This window comes from Aromatoleum toluvorans (genome assembly GCF_012910905.1).
Taxonomy (GTDB): Bacteria; Pseudomonadota; Gammaproteobacteria; order Burkholderiales; family Rhodocyclaceae; genus Aromatoleum; species Aromatoleum toluvorans.
The window spans coordinates 1-21,513 of the sequence record NZ_WTVN01000037.1 but is presented as its reverse complement, the minus strand read 5'-3'; the positions used below and the strand labels follow the sequence as shown (position 1 = coordinate 21,513).

Annotated in this window: 19 protein-coding genes; 18 read left to right on the top strand and 1 reads right to left on the bottom strand. The window is 64.6% G+C overall.

Annotated features, from left to right (window positions below):
- Positions 1-12: 12 nt before the first annotated feature.
- The 16 genes from GPA22_RS18875 to GPA22_RS18800 all read left to right on the top strand — a co-directional run bounded on the left by GPA22_RS18875 (position 13) and on the right by GPA22_RS18800 (position 19,211).
- Positions 13-3,768: a nitrate reductase subunit alpha gene (locus tag GPA22_RS18875; RefSeq protein ID WP_169257609.1), complete on the top strand. Its 3,756-nt coding sequence runs from the start codon at positions 13-15 to the stop codon at positions 3,766-3,768.
- A gap of 134 nt (positions 3,769-3,902) precedes the next feature.
- Complete coding sequence (gene narH, locus GPA22_RS18870; protein WP_169257608.1) at positions 3,903-5,453, top strand: nitrate reductase subunit beta; 1,551 nt, start codon at positions 3,903-3,905, stop codon at positions 5,451-5,453.
- 11 nt (positions 5,454-5,464) lie between these two features.
- Positions 5,465-6,007 (top strand): nitrate reductase molybdenum cofactor assembly chaperone, encoded by a 543-nt coding sequence (gene narJ, locus GPA22_RS18865; protein WP_169257607.1) that lies wholly within the window; start codon positions 5,465-5,467, stop codon positions 6,005-6,007.
- Positions 6,008-6,016: 9 nt separating this feature from the next.
- On the top strand, positions 6,017-6,724 hold the full coding sequence (gene narI, locus GPA22_RS18860; RefSeq protein WP_169257606.1) for a respiratory nitrate reductase subunit gamma: 708 nt from the start codon (positions 6,017-6,019) through the stop codon (positions 6,722-6,724).
- Between the two features lie 91 nt (positions 6,725-6,815).
- Positions 6,816-8,762: a histidine kinase gene (locus GPA22_RS18855; RefSeq protein WP_169257618.1), complete on the top strand. Its 1,947-nt coding sequence runs from the start codon at positions 6,816-6,818 to the stop codon at positions 8,760-8,762.
- Positions 8,762-9,451 carry a response regulator gene (locus GPA22_RS18850; protein ID WP_169257605.1) on the top strand — a complete coding sequence of 230 codons (690 nt, stop codon included), beginning with the start codon at positions 8,762-8,764 and terminating at the stop codon, positions 9,449-9,451. Before GPA22_RS18855 ends, GPA22_RS18850 begins: the two co-directional genes overlap by 1 nt.
- 20 nt (positions 9,452-9,471) lie before the next feature.
- The gene (locus GPA22_RS18845; RefSeq protein WP_169257604.1) at positions 9,472-9,981 is read left to right on the top strand and encodes a hypothetical protein; all 510 of its coding nucleotides are present in this window, start codon (positions 9,472-9,474) and stop codon (positions 9,979-9,981) included.
- Positions 9,982-10,182: 201 nt separating this feature from the next.
- Entirely contained in the window at positions 10,183-12,132 is a 1,950-nt protein-coding gene (gene nosZ / locus GPA22_RS18840) for a TAT-dependent nitrous-oxide reductase (protein ID WP_169257603.1), read from the top strand.
- Positions 12,133-12,348: 216 nt separating this feature from the next.
- Positions 12,349-14,532, top strand: a complete 2,184-nt coding sequence (locus GPA22_RS18835; protein WP_169257602.1) for a NosR/NirI family protein — start codon at positions 12,349-12,351, stop codon at positions 14,530-14,532.
- A gap of 19 nt (positions 14,533-14,551) precedes the next feature.
- Positions 14,552-14,986: a transcription regulator gene (locus GPA22_RS18830; protein WP_169257601.1), complete on the top strand. Its 435-nt coding sequence runs from the start codon at positions 14,552-14,554 to the stop codon at positions 14,984-14,986.
- 10 nt (positions 14,987-14,996) lie between these two features.
- Entirely contained in the window at positions 14,997-16,286 is a 1,290-nt protein-coding gene (locus tag GPA22_RS18825; RefSeq protein WP_169257600.1) for a nitrous oxide reductase family maturation protein NosD, read from the top strand.
- 13 nt (positions 16,287-16,299) lie between these two features.
- The gene (locus tag GPA22_RS18820; protein ID WP_211169219.1) at positions 16,300-17,199 is read left to right on the top strand and encodes an ABC transporter ATP-binding protein; all 900 of its coding nucleotides are present in this window, start codon (positions 16,300-16,302) and stop codon (positions 17,197-17,199) included.
- Positions 17,200-17,212: 13 nt separating this feature from the next.
- Positions 17,213-18,028 (top strand): ABC transporter permease, encoded by an 816-nt coding sequence (locus GPA22_RS18815; RefSeq protein ID WP_169257598.1) that lies wholly within the window; start codon positions 17,213-17,215, stop codon positions 18,026-18,028.
- On the top strand, positions 18,025-18,570 hold the full coding sequence (locus GPA22_RS18810; RefSeq protein WP_169257597.1) for a nitrous oxide reductase accessory protein NosL: 546 nt from the start codon (positions 18,025-18,027) through the stop codon (positions 18,568-18,570). Before GPA22_RS18815 ends, GPA22_RS18810 begins: the two co-directional genes overlap by 4 nt.
- A 9-nt stretch (positions 18,571-18,579) precedes the next feature.
- Positions 18,580-18,852 carry a hypothetical protein gene (locus GPA22_RS18805; protein WP_169257596.1) on the top strand — a complete coding sequence of 91 codons (273 nt, stop codon included), beginning with the start codon at positions 18,580-18,582 and terminating at the stop codon, positions 18,850-18,852.
- Positions 18,849-19,211 (top strand): toxin-antitoxin system TumE family protein, encoded by a 363-nt coding sequence (locus GPA22_RS18800; RefSeq protein ID WP_169257595.1) that lies wholly within the window; start codon positions 18,849-18,851, stop codon positions 19,209-19,211. The genes GPA22_RS18805 and GPA22_RS18800 overlap by 4 nt, the downstream gene beginning before the upstream one ends.
- Positions 19,212-19,305: 94 nt before the next feature.
- Here GPA22_RS18800 and GPA22_RS18795 read toward each other — a convergent pair whose 3' ends face one another.
- On the bottom strand, positions 19,306-20,109 hold the full coding sequence (locus GPA22_RS18795) for a hypothetical protein (RefSeq protein WP_169257594.1): 804 nt from the start codon (positions 20,107-20,109) through the stop codon (positions 19,306-19,308).
- Between the two features lie 635 nt (positions 20,110-20,744).
- Here GPA22_RS18795 and GPA22_RS18790 point away from each other — a divergent pair.
- Together GPA22_RS18790 and GPA22_RS18785 are read left to right on the top strand one after the other, a co-directional pair.
- Positions 20,745-21,230 carry a rubrerythrin family protein gene (locus GPA22_RS18790; RefSeq protein WP_169257593.1) on the top strand — a complete coding sequence of 162 codons (486 nt, stop codon included), beginning with the start codon at positions 20,745-20,747 and terminating at the stop codon, positions 21,228-21,230.
- A gap of 50 nt (positions 21,231-21,280) precedes the next feature.
- A complete protein-coding gene (locus GPA22_RS18785) occupies positions 21,281-21,445 on the top strand; it encodes a rubredoxin (protein WP_169257592.1) in 165 nt (54 codons plus the stop codon).
- Positions 21,446-21,513 lie beyond the last annotated feature (68 nt).

Below are 21,513 nucleotides of genomic sequence, written 5' to 3'. Positions count from 1 at the left end.
CAGGAGCAAACAATGAGTCATTTTCTCGACCGCCTGAAATTCTTCGACAAGGTGAAGGACACCTTCGCCGGCGGCCACGGCATCGTCACCAACGAGGACCGCGGCTGGGAAGACGCCTACCGCAACCGCTGGCGCCATGACAAGGTCGTGCGCTCGACGCACGGCGTGAACTGCACGGGCGGCTGTTCGTGGAAGATCTTCGTGAAGAACGGCCTGGTGTCGTTCGAGATGCAGCAGACCGACTACCCGCGCACCCGCGAGGACCTGCCGAACCATGAGCCGCGTGGCTGCCAGCGTGGCGCATCGTTCTCGTGGTATCTGTACTCGCCGCACCGCATCAAGCACCCGATGATCCGCGGGCGCCTACTCGAGGTCTATCGCGCAGAACGCAAGAGCGGCAAGGACCCGGTCGAAGCGTGGGCGGCGATCCAGGCCGACAGCAAGAAGCGCGACAAGTACGTGAAGGTGCGCGGCCTGGGCGGCTTCGTGCGCACGAACTGGGACGAGGTCAACGAGATCATCGCCGCGGCGAACATCTACACGATCAAGAAGTGGGGCCCGGACCGCATCTACGGTTTCTCGCCGATCCCGGCGATGTCGATGATCTCCTACGCCGCCGGCGCGCGTTACCTGTCGCTGATCGGCGCGGCCTGCGGCTCCTTCTACGACTGGTACTGCGACCTGCCCGCGGCCTCCCCCCAGACCTGGGGCGAGCAGACCGACGTGCCGGAAGCGGCCGACTGGTACAACTCGACCTACCTCATCATCACCGGCGCGAACCTGCCGATGACCCGCACCCCGGATGCGCACTTCGCCACCGAAGTCCGCTACAAGGGCGCGAAGATCGTGTCGATGGCGCCGGACTACGCGGAATACGTGAAGTTCGCGGACCTGTGGATGCCCGTCAAGCAGGGCACCGACGCCGCCGCCTTCCTCGCGATGGGCCACGTCGCGCTGAAGGAATACTTCATCGAGCGCCAGGAACCCTACTTCCAGGAATACGCGAAGAAATACACCGACCTGCCGATGCAGGTGGTCCTGCGCGCGCACGACGGCGCCTTCGTGCCGGATCGCAACCTGCGCGCGTCGGACTTCGACGACCTGCTCGGCGAGATGAACAACCCGGACTGGAAGACCATCGTCTTCGATTCGCGCACGAACAGCTACGTTGCGCCGAACGGCTCGGTGGGTTTCCGCTGGGGCGAGGAAGGCAAGTGGAACCTGCTCGCGAAGAACGCCGCCAACCAGCAGGACATCGACGCCGAGCTGTCGTGCATCGACAAGCGCGACGACGTCGTCTCGGTCGGTTTCCCGCACTTCCAGCCGGGCGAACCGGGCCTGCTGTACCGCAACGTCCCCGCCCGCAAGCTCACGCTCGCATCCGGCGAGACCGTGTATGTGACGTCGGTGTTCGACCTCCAGGTCGCGCAGTACGGCATCGATCGCGGCCTCGGCGGCAAGAACGTCGCCAAGTCCTATGACGACGCCAGCGTCGCCTACACCCCCGCGTGGGCCGCCAAGGTCACCGGCGTCAAGGCCGCCGACATCGAGCGCACCGGGCGCGAATTCGCCGACAACGCCTCGAAGACGCGCGGCAAGTCCATGATCATCATGGGCGCGGCGATCAACCACTGGTACCACAACGACATGCAGTACCGGTCGATCATGAACCTGCTGCACATGTGCGGCTGCGTCGGACAGACCGGTGGTGGCTGGGCGCACTACGTCGGCCAGGAAAAGCTGCGCCCGCAGGCCGGCTGGGCCCCGATCGCGTTCGCGACCGACTGGCAGCGTCCGCCGCGCCACCAGAACTCGACCTCCTACTGGTACTTCCACACCGACCAGTGGCGCTACGAGACCATCGACGCCGACGAGCTGCTGCAGCCGGCCGCGAAGGGCAAGTACAAGGGCTACAAGCTCGCCGACTACAACGTCGCCGCGACCCGCATGGGCTGGCTGCCGTCCATGCCGCACTTCAACCGCAACCCGCTGGAACTCGTCGCCGCCGCCGAGAAGGCCGGCGCGACCGATGAAGCCGGCATCGCCAAGTACATCGTCGACGAACTGAAGTCGGGCAAGCTCGACGTCGCCTTCGCCGACCCGGACGCGGAAGAAAACTGGCCGCGCAACCTCTTCGTGTGGCGTGCCAACCTCATCGGCTCGTCCGCGAAGGGCCACGAGTACTTCCTCAAGCACCTGCTCGGCGCGCAGAACGGCGTGCTGCAGGAAGGCGGCGACGGCAAGGGCACGAAGGAAGTGAAGTGGCGCGAGGAAGCGCCCGTCGGCAAGCTCGACCTGATGGTGGACATCAACTTCCGCCTGAACTCGACCGGCGCCTACTCCGACATCATCCTGCCGACGGCCACGTGGTACGAGAAGAACGACCTCAACACCACCGACATGCACCCCTTCATCCATCCGCTGTCGGAAGCCGTGACGCCGGGCTGGGAATCGAAGTCGGACTGGCAGATCTTCCGCACGATCGCGAAGACTTTCTCGGATCTCGCCGAGAAGCACCTCGGCGTCGCGAAGGACATCGTCGCGCTGCCGATGCAGCACGACTCGCCGTTCGAACTCGCCCAGCCGCTCGGACAGGTGCGCGACTGGAAGAAGGGCGAATGCGAGCCGGTGCCGGGCAAGACGATGCCGCTGCTGAAGGTCGTCGAGCGCAACTTCGCCGACACCTACAAGAAATACATCGCGCTCGGCCCGCTGATGACCAAGCTCGGCAACAACGTCAAGGGCCTGGACTGGAACACCGACCAGGAGTACGAAGAGCTCAAGAAGTGCAACTACACGGTGCAGATCCCCGGCATCTCCTTCGGCATGCCGTCGCTGGAAGAGGACATCTCGGTGTGCGACGCGGTGATGCGCATGGCGCCGGAAACCAACGGTGAAGTGGCGCACAAGTCGTGGTCGGCGCTCTCCAAGAAGACCGGCATCGACCACCATCACCTGTACGCCGGCCGTCACGAGGACAAGATCACCTTCCGCGACATCCAGGCCCAGCCGCGCAAGATCATCACCGCGCCGACCTGGTCCGGGATCGAGTCGGAGACCGTGAGCTACACCGCGGGCTACACCAACATCCACGAGCACATCCCGTTCCGCACGCTCACCGGGCGCGCGCACTTCTACCAGGATCACGAGTGGTTCCTCGACTTCGGCGAAGGCTTCTGCGCCTACCGTCCGCCGATCGACATGAAGGCCCAGAACGTGATCCCGGATTCCGTGCGCAAGAAGCCGCACCTGACGCTGTCGTGGATCACGCCGCACTCCAAGTGGGGCATCCACTCGTCCTACCAGGACAACCTGCGCATGCTGTCGCTGTTCCGCGGCGGCCCCTACGTGTGGGTCTCGGAGGACGACGCGAAGGAGATCGGCCTCAAGGACAACGACTGGGTCGAGGCGATCAACGCCAACGGCGCGACGATGGCCCGCGCGGTGGTGTCGCAGCGTGTGCCGCGTGGCATGGCGCTGATGTACCACGCCCAGGAGAAGACGGTGAACGTCCCCGGCTCGCCTTCCACGGGCAAGCGCGGCGGCATCCTGAACTCCGTGACGCGCGTGATCGTGAAGCCCACCAACATGGTCGGCGGCTACGCCCAGCTCGCGTACAGCTTCAACTACTACGGCACGGTGGGCTGCCAGCGTGACGAGGTGGTGGTGCTGCACAAGGTCGCGGACCAGGACATCGACTGGCTGGAGCGCCCGCTGACGCCGGAACGCGAGCAGCAGCGGAATCCGGTCGGCGTCGGCCCACGGTAATTCGGTAGGACGTAGGGCGGATGAGCCGCGAAGCGGCGTTATCCGCCGCATGGGGCATCGCAAGCACATGCGGCGGAAGGCGCTTCGCTTTTCCGCCCTACGAGTCCGCGACATAAAGAATTCAGGAGATTCAAATGAAGATTCGCGCGCAATTCGCGATGGTGTTCAACCTCGACAAGTGCATCGGTTGCCACACCTGCTCGGTGACCTGCAAGAACGTGTGGTCGAACCGCAAGGGCATCGAATACGCCTGGTTCAACAACGTCGAGTCCAAGCCCGGCGTCGGCTATCCCAAGAACTGGGAAAACCAGGAAAAGTGGAAAGGCGGCTGGGAAAAGGTCAACGGCAAGCTCGAGCTCAAGGCCGGCGGCAAGCTGAAGAAGATCGTGCAGATCTTCGCCAACCCCAACATGCCCGAGATCGACGACTACTACGAGCCCTTCACCTACGACTACGCGCGCCTGCACAACGCGCCGCTGTCGGAAGCCGCGCCGACCGCGCGCCCGGTGTCGCAGATCACCGGCGAGAAGATGGACAAGATCACCTGGGGCCCGAACTGGGAAGACGACCTCGCCGGCGAATTCGCCGCGCGCGCCCAGGACCCCAACTTCGCGAACATGCAGAAGGAGATGTACAAGCAGTTCGAGAACACCTTCCACCTCTACCTGCCGCGCATCTGCAACCACTGCATCAACCCCGCCTGCGTCGCCTCCTGCCCCTCGGGCGCGATGTACAAGCGCGAGGAAGACGGCATCGTGCTCGCCGACCAGGACCGCTGCCGCGGCTGGCGCATGTGCATCTCCGGCTGCCCGTATAAGAAGGTGTTCTTCAACTGGGAATCGTCCAAGGCCGAGAAGTGCATCGGCTGCTACCCGCGCGTCGAATCCGGCCTGCCGACCGTCTGTTCCGAGTCCTGCGTCGGCCGCATCCGCTACAACGGCATCATCCTCTATGACGCCGACAAGCTGCTGGACGCCGCTTCCACCGACAACGAGCAGGACCTGTACAAGGCCCACCTCGACCTCTTCGTCGATCCGTACGACCCCGCGATCATCGCCCAGGCGCTGAAGGATGGCGTGCCGCAGAGCTGGATCGACGCCGCGCAGAAGTCGCCGATCTACAAGATGGCCGTCGAATGGAAGATCGCCTTCCCGCTGCACCCCGAGTTCCGCACGCTGCCGATGATCTGGTACGTGCCGCCGCTCTCGCCGGTGCAGTCGCAGATCGACCAGAAGAAGCTGCCGACTGAGGCCGACGGCGTGATCCCGAAGGCCGAGGCGATGCGCCTGCCGGTGCAGTACCTGGCGAACCTGCTCACCGCGGGCAAGACCGAGTACATCACCAGCGCGCTCAACCGCCTGCTCGCGATGCGCTCCTACATGCGCTCGGTCAACGTCGAGGGTAAGCCCGATCTCGCCCCGCTCAACCGCGCCGGCATCACCGAGCAGAACGCGAAGGACATGTACCGCTACCTCGCGATCGCCAACTACGAGGACCGCTTCGTCGTGCCGACCGCACACGAGGAGATCCGCCTGGACGACTACCACGGCTTCCAGGGCCAGAACGGCTTCACCTTCGGCGCCGACAACTCCAAGGGTTACGGCACCTTCGCCCTCTTCCCCGAACGCCGTACCGAGTCGGCCGAACCGCGCGAACCGGCGCCCCTTGCCAGCCCCCGCGACTGAAGGAGACAACGATGAAAATCTTCCGCTTGCTGGCTGCCCTGCTCGACTATCCGACCGACGGCTTCCTCGCCGACCTGCGTGAGCTCGCCGGAAAGGATCCGTACGCCTTCGTCGCGTCGCTCGACGAGGAAACCGCCCTCAGCGTCGAGGAGTACCGCAGCATCGCCGACTTCATCACGATGCTGCTCGCCGCCGACCCGCTGGAGCTGCAGGGCGCCTATGTGCAGTGCTTCGACCTCACGGCCGAACACAGCCTGCACCTGACGCACCACCTCTTCGGCGAGGAAAAGACGCGCGGTCCCGCACTGATCGACCTGGGCGAGTTCTACCGCAGCTACGGCCTGCAGGCCGACGAGAAGGAGCTCCCGGATTACCTGCCGGTGATGCTGGAGTTCTGCTCGACGCTCAGCATCGGTGAAGCCTGGATCTTCCTCGGCGACGTCGCGAAGGTGCTGAAGGTGCTCGCCGACAACCTGGAAAAATCCGCCAGCCCCTACGCGCCGCTGGTCCGGATCGTGGAAAAACAGGGCAGCCTGACGCGCCTGGCTGCCTGAGGAGACGACATGAACGCAATCAACTTCTTCTTCGGGGTCTATCCCTACATCGCGCTGTCGGTGTTCGTGATCGGCAGCTGGATCCGATACGACAACGAACAGTACACGTGGAAAACGGACTCTTCACAGCTGCTGTCGAAGAGCAACATGTGGATCGCGAGCAACCTGTTCCACGTCGGCATCCTGTCGATCTTCGCCGGGCACTTCGCCGGCCTCGTGCTGCCGCACGCGCTGTGGATCGGGCTGGGCGTCACCGACCTGCAGCACCAGTGGATCGCCATCGTCGCCGGTAGCGTGTTCGGCACGATGTGCCTGATCGGCGGCGCCATCCTGTGGCTGCGCCGCATGTTCAACCCGCGCGTTCGCGCCGCCGGCCGACGCATGGATGCCTTCATCCTGAGCTGGCTGCTGCTGACGCTCGTCGCCGGCCTGTCGACGCTGCCGGTGTCGATCGGGCACGCCAACCACGGCGACCCCGGCGTGATGCTGGCGCTGTCGGGATGGGTGCAGAGCGTGCTCACCTTCCAGCCGAAGCCCGAGCTGCTCGCGGCGGTGGAGCCGGTGTTCCGCTTCCACATGGTGCTGGGGATGACGGTGTTCCTGATGTTTCCCTTCACTCGCCTCGTGCACATTCTCACCGCGCCGCTGAGCTACGTCGGCCGCGCCTACCAGATCGTGCGTTCGAAGCGGCGCCTCAAGGCGCCCGCATCGGCCTGAGGCGGACATCCCGGGGGCGGCAGACGCCCCCGACTTGCGGGGTGGCGGCAGGCATCGTAGTCTGCACGCCACCCTGTTTCACTGAATGTCCATGCTTCCCCTCGGCAACAGTCTCAGCACCAAGATCACCGGCATCCTGCTGGTGTTCTTCCTCGTCGCCCTGACGGCGATCGGGGTCACGCTCTTCATGTCCTGGCAACTCGAAGGCGCCGCCGCAGCGATCAACGACGCCGGCAGCCTGCGCATGCGCATGCATCGCATCGGCCACCTTCTCGCGCACGCCCCGCAGGCTTCGCCAGCCGACACGGTGCGCATCCGGGAGACGCTCGGGACGGAACTCGCCGAATTCGAATTCATCCTCGACGAACTGCGCCACGGCAACCCGCGACGCCCGCTGTTCGTCCCGCGCGACAACGCCATTCCCGCGGACATGCAGCGGATGGTGGAATTCTGGTCGGAACGGGTCCGTCCGATGCTCGACGGCGTGCTCGACCCAGGCAATGCCCTCACCATCCCCGCGGACCCACCCGGGTTCGACGACACGATCCGCGGCTTCGTGACCGGCATGAACGCCGTCGTGCTGAAGATGGAGCAGAGCTACGCGCGCAACACCGACATCCTGCGGGCCTCCCAGGTAGCCCTGATCGCGCTGGCGGTGATCGGCACCCTGTTCCTGATCCGCTTCTTCTTCGTGCTCGTGATCCGCCCCGTCTCCGAGTTGCAGACCGGCATCAAGCGGATGGAGCTGGAAGACTTCAGTGTCCGCGTCCCGGTCCTGGGCAAGGACGAATTCGGCGACCTGTCCGACGGCTTCAACCGCATGGCCGTCCACCTGCAGGGCCTGTACGAAACGCTCGAGGAGCGGGTCGACGTCAAGACCCGCAGCCTGGAGGAAAAGAACCGCCAGCTCGAGATTCTCTACGACATGTCTGCCTTCCTGCGCCAGCCGCAGGACGTGGACGCCCTGTGCCGCGGCTTCCTGCGGCGCGTGCAGACGATGTTCGGCGCGGCCGCGAGCTCCGCGCGGCTGCTCGACAAGGACTCGAGCCAGCTTTGCCTGACCGTGCATTCCGGGCTCGACGAGGACTTCATCGACCGCGAGGCGACGCTCGACTGCGGCGAGTGCATGTGCGGCCAGGCGGCTCGCGGGGGTGCCTCGCTGGTGTGCAAACTCGACGGACCTGATCCTGGACTTGACCTCAGCGCGTGCCACCGCGCCGGCTTCAGGGCCGTCGCCGCGATCCCGATCGGCGCCAACCAGCAGACCCTGGGCATCTACAACCTGTATTTCCGCGACGCACAGCTCCTCGGCGACTCCGACCGCCAGCTCCTCGAAACGCTGGGCCAGCAGCTCGGCATCGCGGTCGAGAACCAGCGCCTGCACGCGAGCGAGCGCGAGCTCGCGGTGTCGGAGGAACGCAACCTCCTCGCACGCGAGCTGCACGACTCGATCGCGCAGGGTCTCGCCTTCATGAACCTGCAGGTACAGATGCTGGACGACGCCCTGCGGCACAACGACGTGCGCCAGGCGCAGAGCACCCTTGCCATGCTTCGCCAGGGCGTCCAGGAGAGCTACGACGACGTGCGCGAGCTGCTGGTGCATTTCCGCACGCGTGTCGCAAAGCAGGACCTCTCCGGCGCGATCGGCGCCACGCTCAGGCGGCTCTCCGACCAGACCGGCATCGCCACGGAGCTCGAACTCGAGGGCGGCGGAGCGCCGCTCGACGCCGAGGTCGAGACGCAGGCGCTCTACATCGTCCAGGAGACCCTGTCCAACGTGCGCAAGCACGCCCAGGCGAAATCCGTACACGTTGCGCTGCGCCGCGGCGTGCATGGCCTGACGGTGGTCGTGCGCGACGACGGCATCGGCTTCGACGAAGCCGGGAGCAGCGCGCACGACAAGGAAAACCACATCGGCCTGCAGGTCATGCGCGAGCGCGCGCAGCGCATCGGCGGCGACTTCTCGCTGCATTCGGCGCCCGGTCGCGGCACCGAAGTCCGCCTCGATCTTCCCCGAATCAGCCAGGAATCCCATTGATGTCCGCCCCGATCCGCGTGCTCCTCGTCGATGACCATGCCCTCTTCCGCAGCGGCATCAAGTCCCTGCTGCAACTCCACCCGGAGTTCGAGATCGTCGGCGAAGCCGGCGACGGGATGGAAGGGGTCAAGCACGCAGCGCGGCTGAAGCCCGACGTGGTGCTGCTCGACCTGCACATGCCCGGCCTCTCCGGCCGCGACGCCGCGGCGATGATGGCCGAGGAAGCCCCGGAGTCGCACGTCCTGATGCTGACCGTCTCCGAGGACGCCGAGGACCTCATCGAAACCCTGCGCGCGGGGGCCTGCGGCTACCTCCTGAAGAACATCGAGGCCGACACCCTGACCACCGCGATCACGAAGGCGGCGGCCGGCGAATCGGTGATCTCGCCGCAGATGATGGGCAAGCTCGTGCAGGGCGTTCGCGGCGGATCGCCAAAGGTCGCAACCGGATCGGCCGCCCCCGCGGTGGTCGCGTCCGAACTCAACAAGCTGTCGCCGCGCGAGCGCGAAATCCTCGTCCTCGTCGCGCGCGGAAAAAGCAACAAGGAAATCGCGCGCGCCCTCGACCTGGCGGAAAGCACGGTCAAGATCCACGTCCAGAACATCCTGCGCAAGCTCGGCCTGTCGAGCCGCGTGCAGGCGGCGGTGTTTGCGGTCGAACAGGGAATCGTGCAGGATCCCCAGCTTTGAAGGGTGGCCGAGGAGGCCTCTTGACCCGACCCAGCCGCAGCAGTGTGTTCAGCCGGATGGTGCTGCCATTCGCGCTGATTCCGCCCATCATGATCCAGTTCGCCATGCGCGATCATGCCGCAGCCTACCGGCTCGACGCGGCCAGCGCGAACTGGGAGTGGATCGCGCTGCTGGTGTTCGTTGCCGAACTCGTCTCGGTGACCGTCGTCGCCGGCATGCTGCGCCTGACGACCCCCGCCGACGCGATGCGCCCCTCGCGCCCCCGCGCGCTCGCCATCGCCGCCCGCGCGGCGGCCCCGCTCTGGGCCTCGGCCGTCGTCCTCGCCGTGCCGAGCCTCGGCGCGCTCATCGTCACGCATCTGCTCGCCCACGCCGTCGCACTGCGCACGCTCTATCTCGACGTCCGTGACGAGTTCCGGCTCGGCAACGAGGTCCAGGCGCTGCATGTCACCTACATGGTCTACAGCGTCCCGGTGGTGCTGTGGACGCCGCTCTTCGTGATGATCTTCGTCTCCCTCAGGCCGGCCTGAACACCGCCTGTACTGCCGCGCTCGGGCGTTTTGACCATTCCCGGAGCGATGTTTTCCTTATCCCAAATCAAGGACTCGGCAGCATGACATCAATAGAGTTGCCGCAGCGCCCGATTCGGGCCGCCCTGCACGCGTGCGCCGCCACAACGGCACACCCCTCACCGGCAGAATAAACGACGCTTGAATAACGGAGCCCATCACATGAGCCAGGACAAGACCAACGCCCAGCAACTCGACGGTCAACCCGACCCGAGCCGCCGGAAATTCCTCAATACCGCCGCATTCGCGGGCCTTGCCGGTGCAGGCCTGTCGGTCGGCCTGTCGGCATGCAAGCAGGAACAGGCCCCCGCTCCGGCAGCGGCCCCGGCAGCCCATCCTGCGGCCGAGGCCGCTGAAGTCGGCAAGTACGAAGTCGCCCCCGGCCAGCTCGACACCTACTACTCGTTCTCGAGCGGCGGCCACTCCGGCAACGTGCGCGTCTACGGCCTGCCCTCGGGGCGCGAGCTGAAGTGCATCCCCGTCTTCAACACCGACTGCCTTGTCGGCTGGGGCATCACCAACGAATCCAAGGCCATCCTTGGCACCAAGCCCGACGGCAGCCTGAAGTACACGACCGGCGACACGCACCACGTGCACCCCTCGTACAAGGACGGCACGTACGACGGCAAGTACCTGTTCGTGAACGACAAGATCCACGGCCGCATCGCCCGCGTGCGTCTCGACACGATGGAGTGCGACAAGATCACCGAATTGCCCAACATGCAGGGCTATCACGGCACCTTCCCGGACAAGCGTGACCCCGTCGATCCGGCCATCAATTACACCACCCGCGTCTTCTGCGGCGCCGAGTTCTCCATCCCGCTGCCGAACAACGGCAGCAACATGGACAAGATCGACCAGTACCGTTCGATCTTCACCTGCGTGGATTCCGAGTCGATGCAGGTGCGCTGGCAGGTGCTCATCGACGGCAACTGCGACCTCGTGGCCACCTCCTACGACGGCAAGCTCGCGGCCACCAACCAGTACAACACCGAGATGGGCGTCCATTATCCGGACACCATGTCCGCGGAACGCGACGCCTGCCTGTTCTTCAACATCGCCCGCATCGAGGACGCCATCAAGGCCGGCAAGGTCAGCTACATCGGCGACTCCAAGGTCCCGGTCGTCGACGGCCGCAAGGCGTCGAACGCCGATCCCAAGACCGCGCTGACCTGCTACGTGCCGATCCCGAAGAACCCGCACGGCGTGAACATCAGCCCCGACGGCAAGTACTACGCCTGCTCGGGCAAGCTGTCGCCGACCGCGACCGTGATCGCGCACGAGCTGGTACTCAAGTGGTTCGAGGGTGAGCTGAAGGAAGAGCGCGACGCCGTCGTCGCCGAACCGGAAATCGGCCTCGGCCCCCTGCACACCGGCTTCGACAACAAGGGCAACGCCTACACCACGCTGTTCCTCGACAGCCAGATCGTGAAGTGGAACGTCGAGGCCGCGATCAAGGCCTACCAGGGCGACAAGAACGTCACCGTCGTGGTCGATCGCATCGACGTGCATTACCAGCCGGGTCACGGCTTCACGTCGATGGGCGAGACGAAGGAAGCCGACGGCAAGTTCTTCATCTCGGACAACAAGTTCTCGAAGGACCGCTTCCTCCCGGTCGGCCCGCTGCACGCCGAAACAGCGCAGATGATCGACATCAGCGGCGACAAGATGAAGCTGGTTGCCGACCACTCGGTCCTGTCCGAGCCGCACGACTCGATCGTGATCCGTCGCGACATCATCAAGACTCGCCAGATCTACAACATGGACGAGTTCCCGAACGCGGTGAAGGACCACAAGGAAAGCGGCATCTTCCGCGACGGCAAGAAGGTCACGATCAAGCTCATCAGCCAGGCGCCGGCCTACAGCCTGGGTGAGTTCAAGGTGAAGAAGGGCGACGAGGTCACGATCATTCTTACCAACCACGACAAGGTGGAAGACCTGACGCACGGCTTCGCGATTCCGAAGTACGACATCAACTTCATCGTGAACCCGCAGGAAACCAAGTCGGTCACGTTCAAGGCGGACAAGCCGGGCGTGTACTGGTGCTACTGCACCCACTTCTGCCACGCACTGCACCTGGAGATGCGTAGCCGCCTGATGGTCGAGGCCTGACGGCCTCCAAAAGGACTGCGCCGGAGCGAAGCATGCTCTGGCGCAGTTGAGTGCCTTCTTTCATGGAGGTACCGATGGGTGACATTTCGAGGGGCTTCTTGCCCCTCCTTTTTTTGGGATCACGCACATTTTCCATTTGCCCCAATTGATCGGAAACAATTACACACGAAGGGGCATTTCGTAGACTGGCTTCAGTCCCGCCAATTGGTAAGTCCCATGAAATTCCTGGCCGCACTGCGCACTACCCTGCTGTCCATCCTGCTTTCGTCGGCTGCCTCGCTCGCGCTCGCCGAAACGTACGAAGCGAAGCTCCCCGACGAGATCAACAGCTCTCCCGAGCTGTGCAAATACGCGCCCTGCACCGAGGTCCTGCCCGGCGCCACGTCCTTCTCGGAACGCAAGGGCCAGCCTCGCTACGTCGAGGGTTATGCAGAGGAAGGCGGCAAGAAGAAGCTCGTCGGCTACGTCATGCTGTCCACCGACATCACCGACACCCCCGCCTACTCCGGCAAACCGGTGATCACGCTGATCGGCATGGACACCAGCGGGCACTTCGTGGGCGTAAAGATCCTCAAGCACTCCGAGCCGATCCTGCTGCTGGGCATCCCCGAATCATCGCTCGTCCGCTTCAACCAACAGTACCTCGGGAAGTTCGTCGGCGAGAACATCGAGATCGGCCAATCCCGTCCCGAAGAAAACATCGTCGGCCTCGATGCAATCTCGGGCGCCACCGTCACCGTCATCGCACAGAACCAGGTGATGATGACCTCCGGCACCGCAGTCGCACGACAGGTAGGCATCCTGAAGCCGACCATCCGGGAGCAGGCCAGGTTCGCGCAGACCGGCACGAAACCCGACTGGGCGACCCTGGTCAAGGAAGGCGCCGTTCAGCGCATCGTCGTCACGCCCGAACAGGTCGGCCTGCCGCGCGGCAGCCAACCCTTCATCGAACTGTGGTTCGGCTACCTGAACCAGCCCGACGTCGGCCGCGCGGTCCTCGGCGACGGCCCGTACAACAGCCTGATGTCCGGCCTCAAGGAAGGTGAGCACGCTCTCTTCGTCATCCGGACGGGCGGAAAGGAATCCTTCAAGGGCTCCGGCTTCGTGCGCGGCGGCATCTACGACCGCGTACAGGTCCGCCAGGGTGCGGACTCCTTCACCTTCCGCGACACCGACGCCGCCAACCTCTATGGCATCGCCGCTCCCGGCGCGCCCGCCTTCAACGAATCGTCGATCTTCATCGTCCGCTCGAAGGCCTTCTCCGCCGCCTATCCGTGGAAATTCGTGTTCCTCGGCAACCGCGTCGACCGCGCGACCGGTGCGCGCAGCTTCGCGAACTTCGACACCGAGTACTGGCTGCCGGCGCAGTACCTGCAGGGCGGGCGCCCCGAAGTCGTGAAGCCCGACGCCCCGTGGGTGCGCGTGTGGAAGACGCGTGCGCCGGAGATCGGCCTCTTCGCCGCGCTGCTCATCGCGGTCGCCACCGTCTATGCCTTCCGCGACAAGCTCACGCGCCGCGCGACGCGCACCAACAAGTGGCCGGTCAACGTCTTCAAGTACAGCGCCTGGGTCATCAGCATCGGCTTCGTCGGCTTCGGCATGCTCGCCCAGCCCTCGATCACGCAGGTGCTCACCTGGTTCCATGCGCTGCTGTTCCAGTGGAAGTGGGAACTGTTCCTGTCCGACCCCTTCATCTTCCTGTTCTGGATCTTCATCATCGTCACGGTCTTCATCTGGGGGCGCGGACTCTTCTGCGGCTGGCTATGCCCGTTCGGCTCGCTGTCGGAGCTGCTCTACAAGATCGGCGGCGCCGTGGGCCTCAAGCGCTTCCAGTTCCAGCTCCCGCGCAAGTGGCACAACCGCCTGAAGTGGGTGAAGTACGGCGTGTTCTTCGGCCTGCTCGCGGTGTCGATGTTCTCGATGGGGCTGGCTGAAAAACTCGCCGAGGTCGAACCCTTCAAGACCACCTTCCTCGTCGGGCTGTTCAACCGCAGCTGGCCCTACACGCTGTTCGCCGCCGGTCTGCTGGGGCTGTCGATCTTTACCGAACGGCCGTTCTGCAAGTACCTGTGTCCGCTCGGCGCCTCGCTGGCGATGCCTTCGACCTTCCGCTGGTTCGGCCTGAAGCGCAAGCAGGAATGCGACACCTGCAAGGCCTGCGCCGTCGGCTGCGGCTCGCAGGCGATCGACGAGAACGGCCGCATCGACCACCGCGAGTGCCTGCACTGCCTCGACTGCATGGTGCTCTACACGGATGCGCACGCCTGCCCGCCGCTCGCGCAGGAGCGCAAGCGCCGCACCAAGGCCGGCCTGCCGCTGACGCCGATCGGCGCCGATGGTTACTTCATCCCGATCAAACCCGCGCCCGCCCGTACCGAAGCGGCGGCCACGACGAACTGAATTTCCGGAGCCGTTTGCAATGGTCAACCCGAAAATGCCGACCGACCCTGCCGAACCGCCCTATGCGGCGACGGACAACGTCCTGCACCTCTTCACTTCCGAAGTGTGGGATCATCTGTGGCCCTGGAGCCACCACGGCTTCCAGAGCCAGCGCGCCGTGCAGGCCGCCGGCATGGCCCTCGCCTTTGCCGCCACCGTCGTGTGGGTGCTCGCCGCGCTGGGGCACCTGCAGGCCGGTGCACTGATCGGCTGGTGGTTCGGCTGGAGCGTCTTCGAAGTCATCGTGCGCCTCGGCTCCAAACCCTATGTAAAGGACGGCCCGTGGTGGGGCCGGCGCTACCGTGTCGCGAACACGATGGACATGATCTGCTACGTCGGCTTCAAGAACCTGCTGATCGGCGCGACGCTTTTCATCGGTCTGAAATCGCTGGGCTTCCTCGTCGTCCAGGGGTGACATGCGCCGAATGAGGGCATTGCTCACCCGGATCCTCCGGCACGGCGGCCTCGCCGTGCTGGCGTTGCTGTGCGCGCTCCCCGCCTGGGCGGCGACGCGCGCCGTTGCGCCGGGCGAATCGATCCAGGCCGCGATCGAGCGCGCCGAATCGGGCGACATCATCGAGGTCGCCCACGGCTACTACACCGAGAACCTGCTCATCGCGAAGCCGCTGACGCTGCGCGGCGTGAACCGCCCCACGTTGAGCGGCGGCCAGAAGGGCGACACCATCCGCGTGACCGCGCCCGACGTCGTCATCGACGGGATGATCGTGCGCGACTCGGGCGACGACCTCGGTGCACAGAACGCCGGCATCTACCTGTGGCCGGGCGCACACCGTGCTGTCGTGCGCAACTGCGACCTCACCTACAACCTCTTCGGCCTGTGGATCGAGAAGGCCAACGACGTCACGATCGAGCACAACGTCATCACCGGAAAGCGCGACTATCGCTCCGCCAGCCGCGGCAACGGCATCCAGCTCTACAACACCACCGGCGCAAGGATCATCGACAACCGCATCAGCTTCGTGCGCGACGCGATATATGTCGACGTCTCGCACCATGCCGTGTTCCGGGGCAACCGCATGCACCACAGCCGCTACGGTACGCACTACATGAACTCCTACTACAACCTGTGGGAGGACAACGACGTATATCTGAACCGCGGCGGGCTCGCGCTGATGGAGGTGCGCGACCAGACCGTGCGCAACAACCGCGCGTGGGGGAACTCCGACCACGGGATCATGCTGCGCACGATCCAGGATTCGGTCATCGAGAACAACGTCGTCGCCGGCAACAACCGCGGCTTCTTCATCTACGACGCCGAATACAACACCCTGCGCGGAAACCGGGTCATCGACAACACCGTCGGAGTCCACCTCTCGGCCGGTTCCAAGAACAACAAGGTCGAGGACAACGATTTCATCAGCAACCGCGAGCAGGTGCGCTACGTAGGCGCGAAGGACGAGTTGTGGGGAATCAAGGACGGCAACCACTGGAGCAACTACCTTGGCTGGGACCGCAACGGCGACGGGCTCGGCGACGTTCCGTACGAGGCCAACGACATTGTCGATCGCCTGTCCTGGCAGCACCCGATGCTGAAGCTGCTGCTCAACAGCCCGGCGGTGCAGACGCTGCGCCTCGTCGGCCAGCAGTTTCCGTTGCTGCGTGCACCGAGCGTGGTCGACCCCAAACCGCACATGCAGCCGAAGAACAACAACTGGAGAGAATGGCTTGGCAGGTACTTCCCCGGCTCCCGCTGAGAACGGAGCGCCCATGATCGCCGTGCGCGGCGCCACCAAGCACTACGGTGCCGTGCACGCCGTCGACGGCGTCGACCTCGAGGTCGCGCCCGGCGAGCTGTTCGGCCTGATCGGCCACAACGGCGCGGGCAAGAGCACGCTGTTCAAGATGATGCTCGGCCTGATCCCGGCAACCGCGGGCGACATCCGCATCGACGGTTTGCCGGTCACCGGCAACGGCTTCCGCGCCGTGCGACGCAAGATCGGCTACCTGCCCGAGAACGTCGTCCTCTACGACAACCTCACGGGCGTCGAGACGCTGGAGTTCTTCGCCCGCCTGAAAGGCGTGACGGCCGCCGAATGCGCGCCGGCGCTCGAACGCGTCGGCCTCTCCCACGCCGCGCGCCGGCGCGTGCGCGAATACTCCAAGGGTATGCGCCAGCGCCTCGGCTTCGCGCAGGCGCTGCTCGGCCGCCCGCGCATCCTGTTCCTCGACGAACCCACAACCGGCCTCGACCCCGAGGCGATCCGCGAGTTCTACGTGATCCTGCGCGGACTCAAGGCGGACGGCGTCACCGTGATCCTCACCTCTCACATCCTCGCCGAGATCCAGGAACGGGTCGACCGGCTCGCGATCATGGCCTCGGGCAGGATCCAGGCGGTCGGCACGGTGCAAGCCCTGCGCGAGCAGATGGATCTGCCGCTGTGGTTCCGCGTCCACCTCGCGCACGAGGACTTCGAACACGTGCGCAACGTGCTCGGCGGGCTGCCCGTCATCGCCGTCGAAGCGCGCGAGGACCACGTCGCAGTGAAGTGCCGCCGCGAATCGAAAATGCTGGTCATGCAGGCGCTCGCGTCGCTCGGCGACACAGTGCTCGACCTGCACGTGCACGAACCCTCGCTCGAAGACGTGTTCTTCGGCTTCGCGGATTAAGGAGGCGACGCACATGGAACTGCGACAGATCGCCACCCTCGCCGGCAAGGAATTCTGGGACCGCATCCGCAACCGCTGGGTGCTCGCGGTGGCCCTCGTGTTCACCGTCTTCGCCCTCGTCATCGCCTACTTCGGCGGCGCACAGCAAGGCACGGTCGGCTTCCGCTCGATCGAATTCACGATCGCGAGCCTCGTCTCGCTCGTGATCTACCTCGTCCCCCTGATCGCGCTGGTGCTCGGTTTCGACGCCATCGTCGGCGAACGCGAACGCGGCTCGCTCGATCTCCTGCTGTCGATGCCGATCACGCGCTTCGAGCTCCTGCTCGGCAAGTACCTCGGCCTCGCCGCGGCGCTCGCGTTCTCCACCGTCGCGGGTTTCGGCCTCGTCGCGATCGTGCTCTCGGCCCAGCTCAACCTTGCAGCCCTGATGCACTATTTCGGCTTCATGCTGAGTTCGGTGCTGCTCGGCCTCGCCTTCCTCAGCCTCGCCGTGATGGTGTCGGTGTTTGCTGCCGACCGCACGCGCGCCTCCGGCTTCGCGATCGCGCTGTGGTTCCTGTTCGTACTGGTGTTCGACCTGCTGCTGCTCGGCGCGCTCGTCGTCACCGGCGGCAAGTATGGCGGCGAAATCTTCCCTTACCTCCTGTTGCTGAACCCGGCCGACGTCTTCCGCATCCTCAACATCTTTTCCCTCGACGACGTCCGCACGCTGTACGGACTCGCCACCGTATTCCCTCGCGCGCTTGCCGAGCCCTGGCTGCTCGGCCTCGTGATGACTGCCTGGATCGCAGCGCCGCTCGGCGTTGCCGCCTGGAGATTCCGCAAGTGACCCACCCGAACCGACGACACTCCCCCTTCCGCGCGACGCTGCTCGCTGCCCTCGCGGCCGGCCTCCTCGCCGCCTGCGGCCAGGCAGGCACCGACGGCGGCAAGAAGCTCGCCGCCGTCGAGATCGACCAGAACACCACGTGCTCGCTCGACGGCATGCTGCTCGCCGACTACCCCGGCCCGAAGGCGCAGATCTTCTATGACGACCGCCCCGAGCCCGATTTCTTCTGCGACACCGTGGAGATGTTCGGCATCTACCTGAAGCCCGAACAGGTCCGCCCGGTAAAAGCCATCTTCGTTCAGGACATGGGCAAGGCCGACTGGAACCAGCCGCGCGACGCGTGGATCGACGCGAAGACCGCGTGGTACGTCGTCGGCAGTTCGCGCACCGGTTCGATGGGACCGACGATCGCATCCTTTGCCCAGCAGGCCGATGCGCAGAAATTCGCCGGCGCCCACGGCGGCAAGGTATTGGCCTTCGACGCAGTCACCCCCGACATGGCGATACTCGACGGCGGAGCCCTTCACGACAGCAAGATGTGAGCGACCATCATGGCCAAATTCTACGAAGATCTGGAACCGACCGACGCCCAACAGCTCGAGCAGCTATCGCGCCTGGTCTTCGAACTGCGCGAGAACCGCGACGCGATCCTGCAGGCGAACGGCGCATCCGACGAAATCGAACTGCTGGAGCGGATCTACACCGGGGCGGTTCCGGAACACCCGTCCTACGAGCACTATCTGAGCGCCCGCATCCTGGCCGACACGCGCGAGACCGTGCGCGCAATGATGGCCGAATGTCTCAAGGAGATCAGGCGGACATGAGTCTTCACGTCGAACTCGCCGAACACATCGACCGCAGCTTCGGTGCGCGCCTGGCGCGCCCGGTCGAGCACAAGCAGGATGCCCTCGTCGTATACCTCGAAAACGGCGTCACGCTCACCATGCGCTACGCGGCCACCGACGCATATTCGCTGCGATGGACCTGCGGGGACATCGAACTCGGCATCGACACCGCGCCCCTGCACCGCGAGCTGGCGACCTTCCCCAATCACCTTCACGATGCGGGCGGGAACATACGCCGGGACCCCCTCACGCGGACAGAAGACACGCCGGCGGACAATGTGGCGCGCGTCATAAAAGCGCTCATCGCCGACCCGCTGCTGGACCAGCATCGCGCCTGATCGCCACCCCACTCGGGTTCGTCCTGAGCATCACATGAAACAAAGGGGCGCACAACGCGCCCCTTTCGTGCCATCAGACCTTTCGACCGGCCTGTCAGAACTCGAAGTCGTGTACGAAGCGCACCGACTCCGCGATCATCGAGCCGAGGCCGAACGCAGCGGCTCCCACTGCCGTGCCGCTGCCGATGACACTCGCACCCGATGCGACCGCTGCCTTGACACTAAGCGTGTAGACGCCCTGACCCACGTTCGGGAACACGAAGTTGAACGTATGCGCGCTGGTGGTGTTGAGCACCAGGTCGATGATGGACGTGAAGTCGCACGTCCCGATCTGCGTCGTCCCGGTCATGTCCATGACCGTGCAGGTGCTGAGCGACTGCGTCAGGGTCTGGATGCGCGTATCGAGCTGCACGCCCCAATCCCCCGCCACTTCCTGGCACCCCAGAACCCCGCTCGAGCACGACGACAGGGGCGCGGCGACGATCTCGTTGCCGGCATCATCCGTGAGCACCGCCTTCATATACACGCCGCCCATGGCCTGTGCCGTCGAGGTGGAGTTGGTTGACGTCTTGGTCCGCGTCTGCGTGTACAGGCCGGTCACGAGCGACGGCGACACGACCAGCGACTGGCTGTTCGACAGCTTCACCGGCTTCTCCATGATCGTGACCCACTCGTTCTGGGTCGCCACCTCTGCGCCGGTGTAGAGGTTCACGCAACTTTGCGGGATCTGCGCCCCGCCGTCATTGCTGGTTGCCGTCGACATCGTGCATTTGACCAGGGTATTGATGTCCGCGGTCGCCTTGGACGACGGCGTTCCGTTCGACTGCGCAAAGGCCGATGCGGCAAAGCAGCCCGCGAGCATGGCCGCAACGATGGTTTTCGAAACGAGCTTGGACATTTTCTGCACTCCTCAAAATATTGACCGGATGTCTGGAATGACTGTGCCTGCTCCCTTGGCAATCCTTCGGTCACCAACGGTCGAAGCCGCCAGGCCGGGGGAGCCGGGGTGCGACGATCGACCTGCGGATCGCCGGCCGACGCTGCAACTTAGGGATTCGATCGACATGCAGCCATGGGAGAAAACGCATCCTGCCCCATGACAAAGGGCACGACCCGGTGCAAGAGAAGGATTACGAAGCATCGAAATACATAGTTACAAGTCCAGTCGAATTGCATGGCCGCAACCCCGTCTCGGTTTCCAGAGGCGCGTGAACATTTGCGATCCCTTCTGAAGTGGGTGATATTCCTCCACGCATCAAATTCGTCCAAATGCATATCGCAGGGCCATTGTGAATAGTCTTTTTGTCATGTTTCCGGCACGACACGTGTAATGCGCAGACCGCCAAACGCTGCGGCAATCGAACGCATGTCGACGCCAACAATTTGGCATTTTCCGGTGGCCGCCGAGAGAGCACCTACATCGCCATTGATAGCCACCATCTATCAAAATAATTTCAATATTCAATTTTAATTATTGACTGGCGGCGCGTAGCATTCACTCAACGCATCATCAACAACGCAAGGAGAGAGAAAATGGCCAGCCCCTTCCACAACCCCGAGTCGGTCACGATCAAGAACCTCGAATCCGCCTTCGCCGGCGAATCGATGGCACACATCAAGTACCGCTACTTCGCCAAGCTGTGCCGCGAGATGGGCGACGAGGAAACCGCCAAGGCCTTCGAGGCGACCGCCGAGCAGGAAGTCATGCACGCCTTCGGCCACCTCGACCTGCTCTTCCCGAAGGACAAGATGAACCCGGCCCGCGCCCTGCAGTTCGCGATCGAAGGCGAGACCTACGAATACACCGAGATGTACCCGAACTTCCGCCACGCAGCCGTTGCCGAAGGGAACGAGGCAGCCGTCAAGGAGATCGACGAACAGATCGCGGAATCGCAGGAACACGCGGAACAATTCAAGGCCGTGCTGGAGAAGGCCGCCAAGCGCTTTGCCGCGCTGGCCAAGGTTGAGGAGCGCCACGCCAACCACTACCAGCAGGTCCTGGACCGGATCTCCGCCTGAACCGGGCCGCCGCTACACCCCGACAACCCATAGAGAACGGAAAAGAAATCATGAAGACCTACCAATGCATCGTTTGCGGCTTCATCTACGACGAAGCGGCCGGCCTCCCCGAGGAGGGCATCCCCCCGGGCACGCGCTGGGAAGACATCCCCGACGACTGGGCCTGTCCCGACTGCGGCGTCGCCAAGGCCGACTTCGAGATGGTCGCCGTCTGACCTGGCCGGAGACTGCGGTGGACAGTCTCCGGTTTCCGCTTAACGCCTGCCCCGCCCCCGCTCACCCC

Bases quoted from the DNA above. Each gene is read 5' to 3' on its own strand.
- GPA22_RS18875 (WP_169257609.1), top strand. From the start codon at position 13: ATGAGTCATTTTCTCGACCGCCTGAAATTCTTCGACAAGGTGAAGGAC.
- narH (WP_169257608.1), top strand. From the start codon at position 3,903: ATGAAGATTCGCGCGCAATTCGCGATGGTGTTCAACCTCGACAAGTGC.
- narJ (WP_169257607.1), top strand. From the start codon at position 5,465: ATGAAAATCTTCCGCTTGCTGGCTGCCCTGCTCGACTATCCGACCGAC.
- narI (WP_169257606.1), top strand. From the start codon at position 6,017: ATGAACGCAATCAACTTCTTCTTCGGGGTCTATCCCTACATCGCGCTG.
- GPA22_RS18855 (WP_169257618.1), top strand. From the start codon at position 6,816: ATGCTTCCCCTCGGCAACAGTCTCAGCACCAAGATCACCGGCATCCTG.
- GPA22_RS18850 (WP_169257605.1), top strand. From the start codon at position 8,762: ATGTCCGCCCCGATCCGCGTGCTCCTCGTCGATGACCATGCCCTCTTC.
- nosZ (WP_169257603.1), top strand. From the start codon at position 10,183: ATGAGCCAGGACAAGACCAACGCCCAGCAACTCGACGGTCAACCCGAC.
- GPA22_RS18835 (WP_169257602.1), top strand. From the start codon at position 12,349: ATGAAATTCCTGGCCGCACTGCGCACTACCCTGCTGTCCATCCTGCTT.
- GPA22_RS18830 (WP_169257601.1), top strand. From the start codon at position 14,552: ATGGTCAACCCGAAAATGCCGACCGACCCTGCCGAACCGCCCTATGCG.
- GPA22_RS18825 (WP_169257600.1), top strand. From the start codon at position 14,997: ATGAGGGCATTGCTCACCCGGATCCTCCGGCACGGCGGCCTCGCCGTG.
- GPA22_RS18820 (WP_211169219.1), top strand. From the start codon at position 16,300: ATGATCGCCGTGCGCGGCGCCACCAAGCACTACGGTGCCGTGCACGCC.
- GPA22_RS18815 (WP_169257598.1), top strand. From the start codon at position 17,213: ATGGAACTGCGACAGATCGCCACCCTCGCCGGCAAGGAATTCTGGGAC.
- GPA22_RS18805 (WP_169257596.1), top strand. From the start codon at position 18,580: ATGGCCAAATTCTACGAAGATCTGGAACCGACCGACGCCCAACAGCTC.
- GPA22_RS18800 (WP_169257595.1), top strand. From the start codon at position 18,849: ATGAGTCTTCACGTCGAACTCGCCGAACACATCGACCGCAGCTTCGGT.
- GPA22_RS18795 (WP_169257594.1), bottom strand. From the start codon at position 20,109: ATGTCCAAGCTCGTTTCGAAAACCATCGTTGCGGCCATGCTCGCGGGC.
- GPA22_RS18790 (WP_169257593.1), top strand. From the start codon at position 20,745: ATGGCCAGCCCCTTCCACAACCCCGAGTCGGTCACGATCAAGAACCTC.
- GPA22_RS18785 (WP_169257592.1), top strand. From the start codon at position 21,281: ATGAAGACCTACCAATGCATCGTTTGCGGCTTCATCTACGACGAAGCG.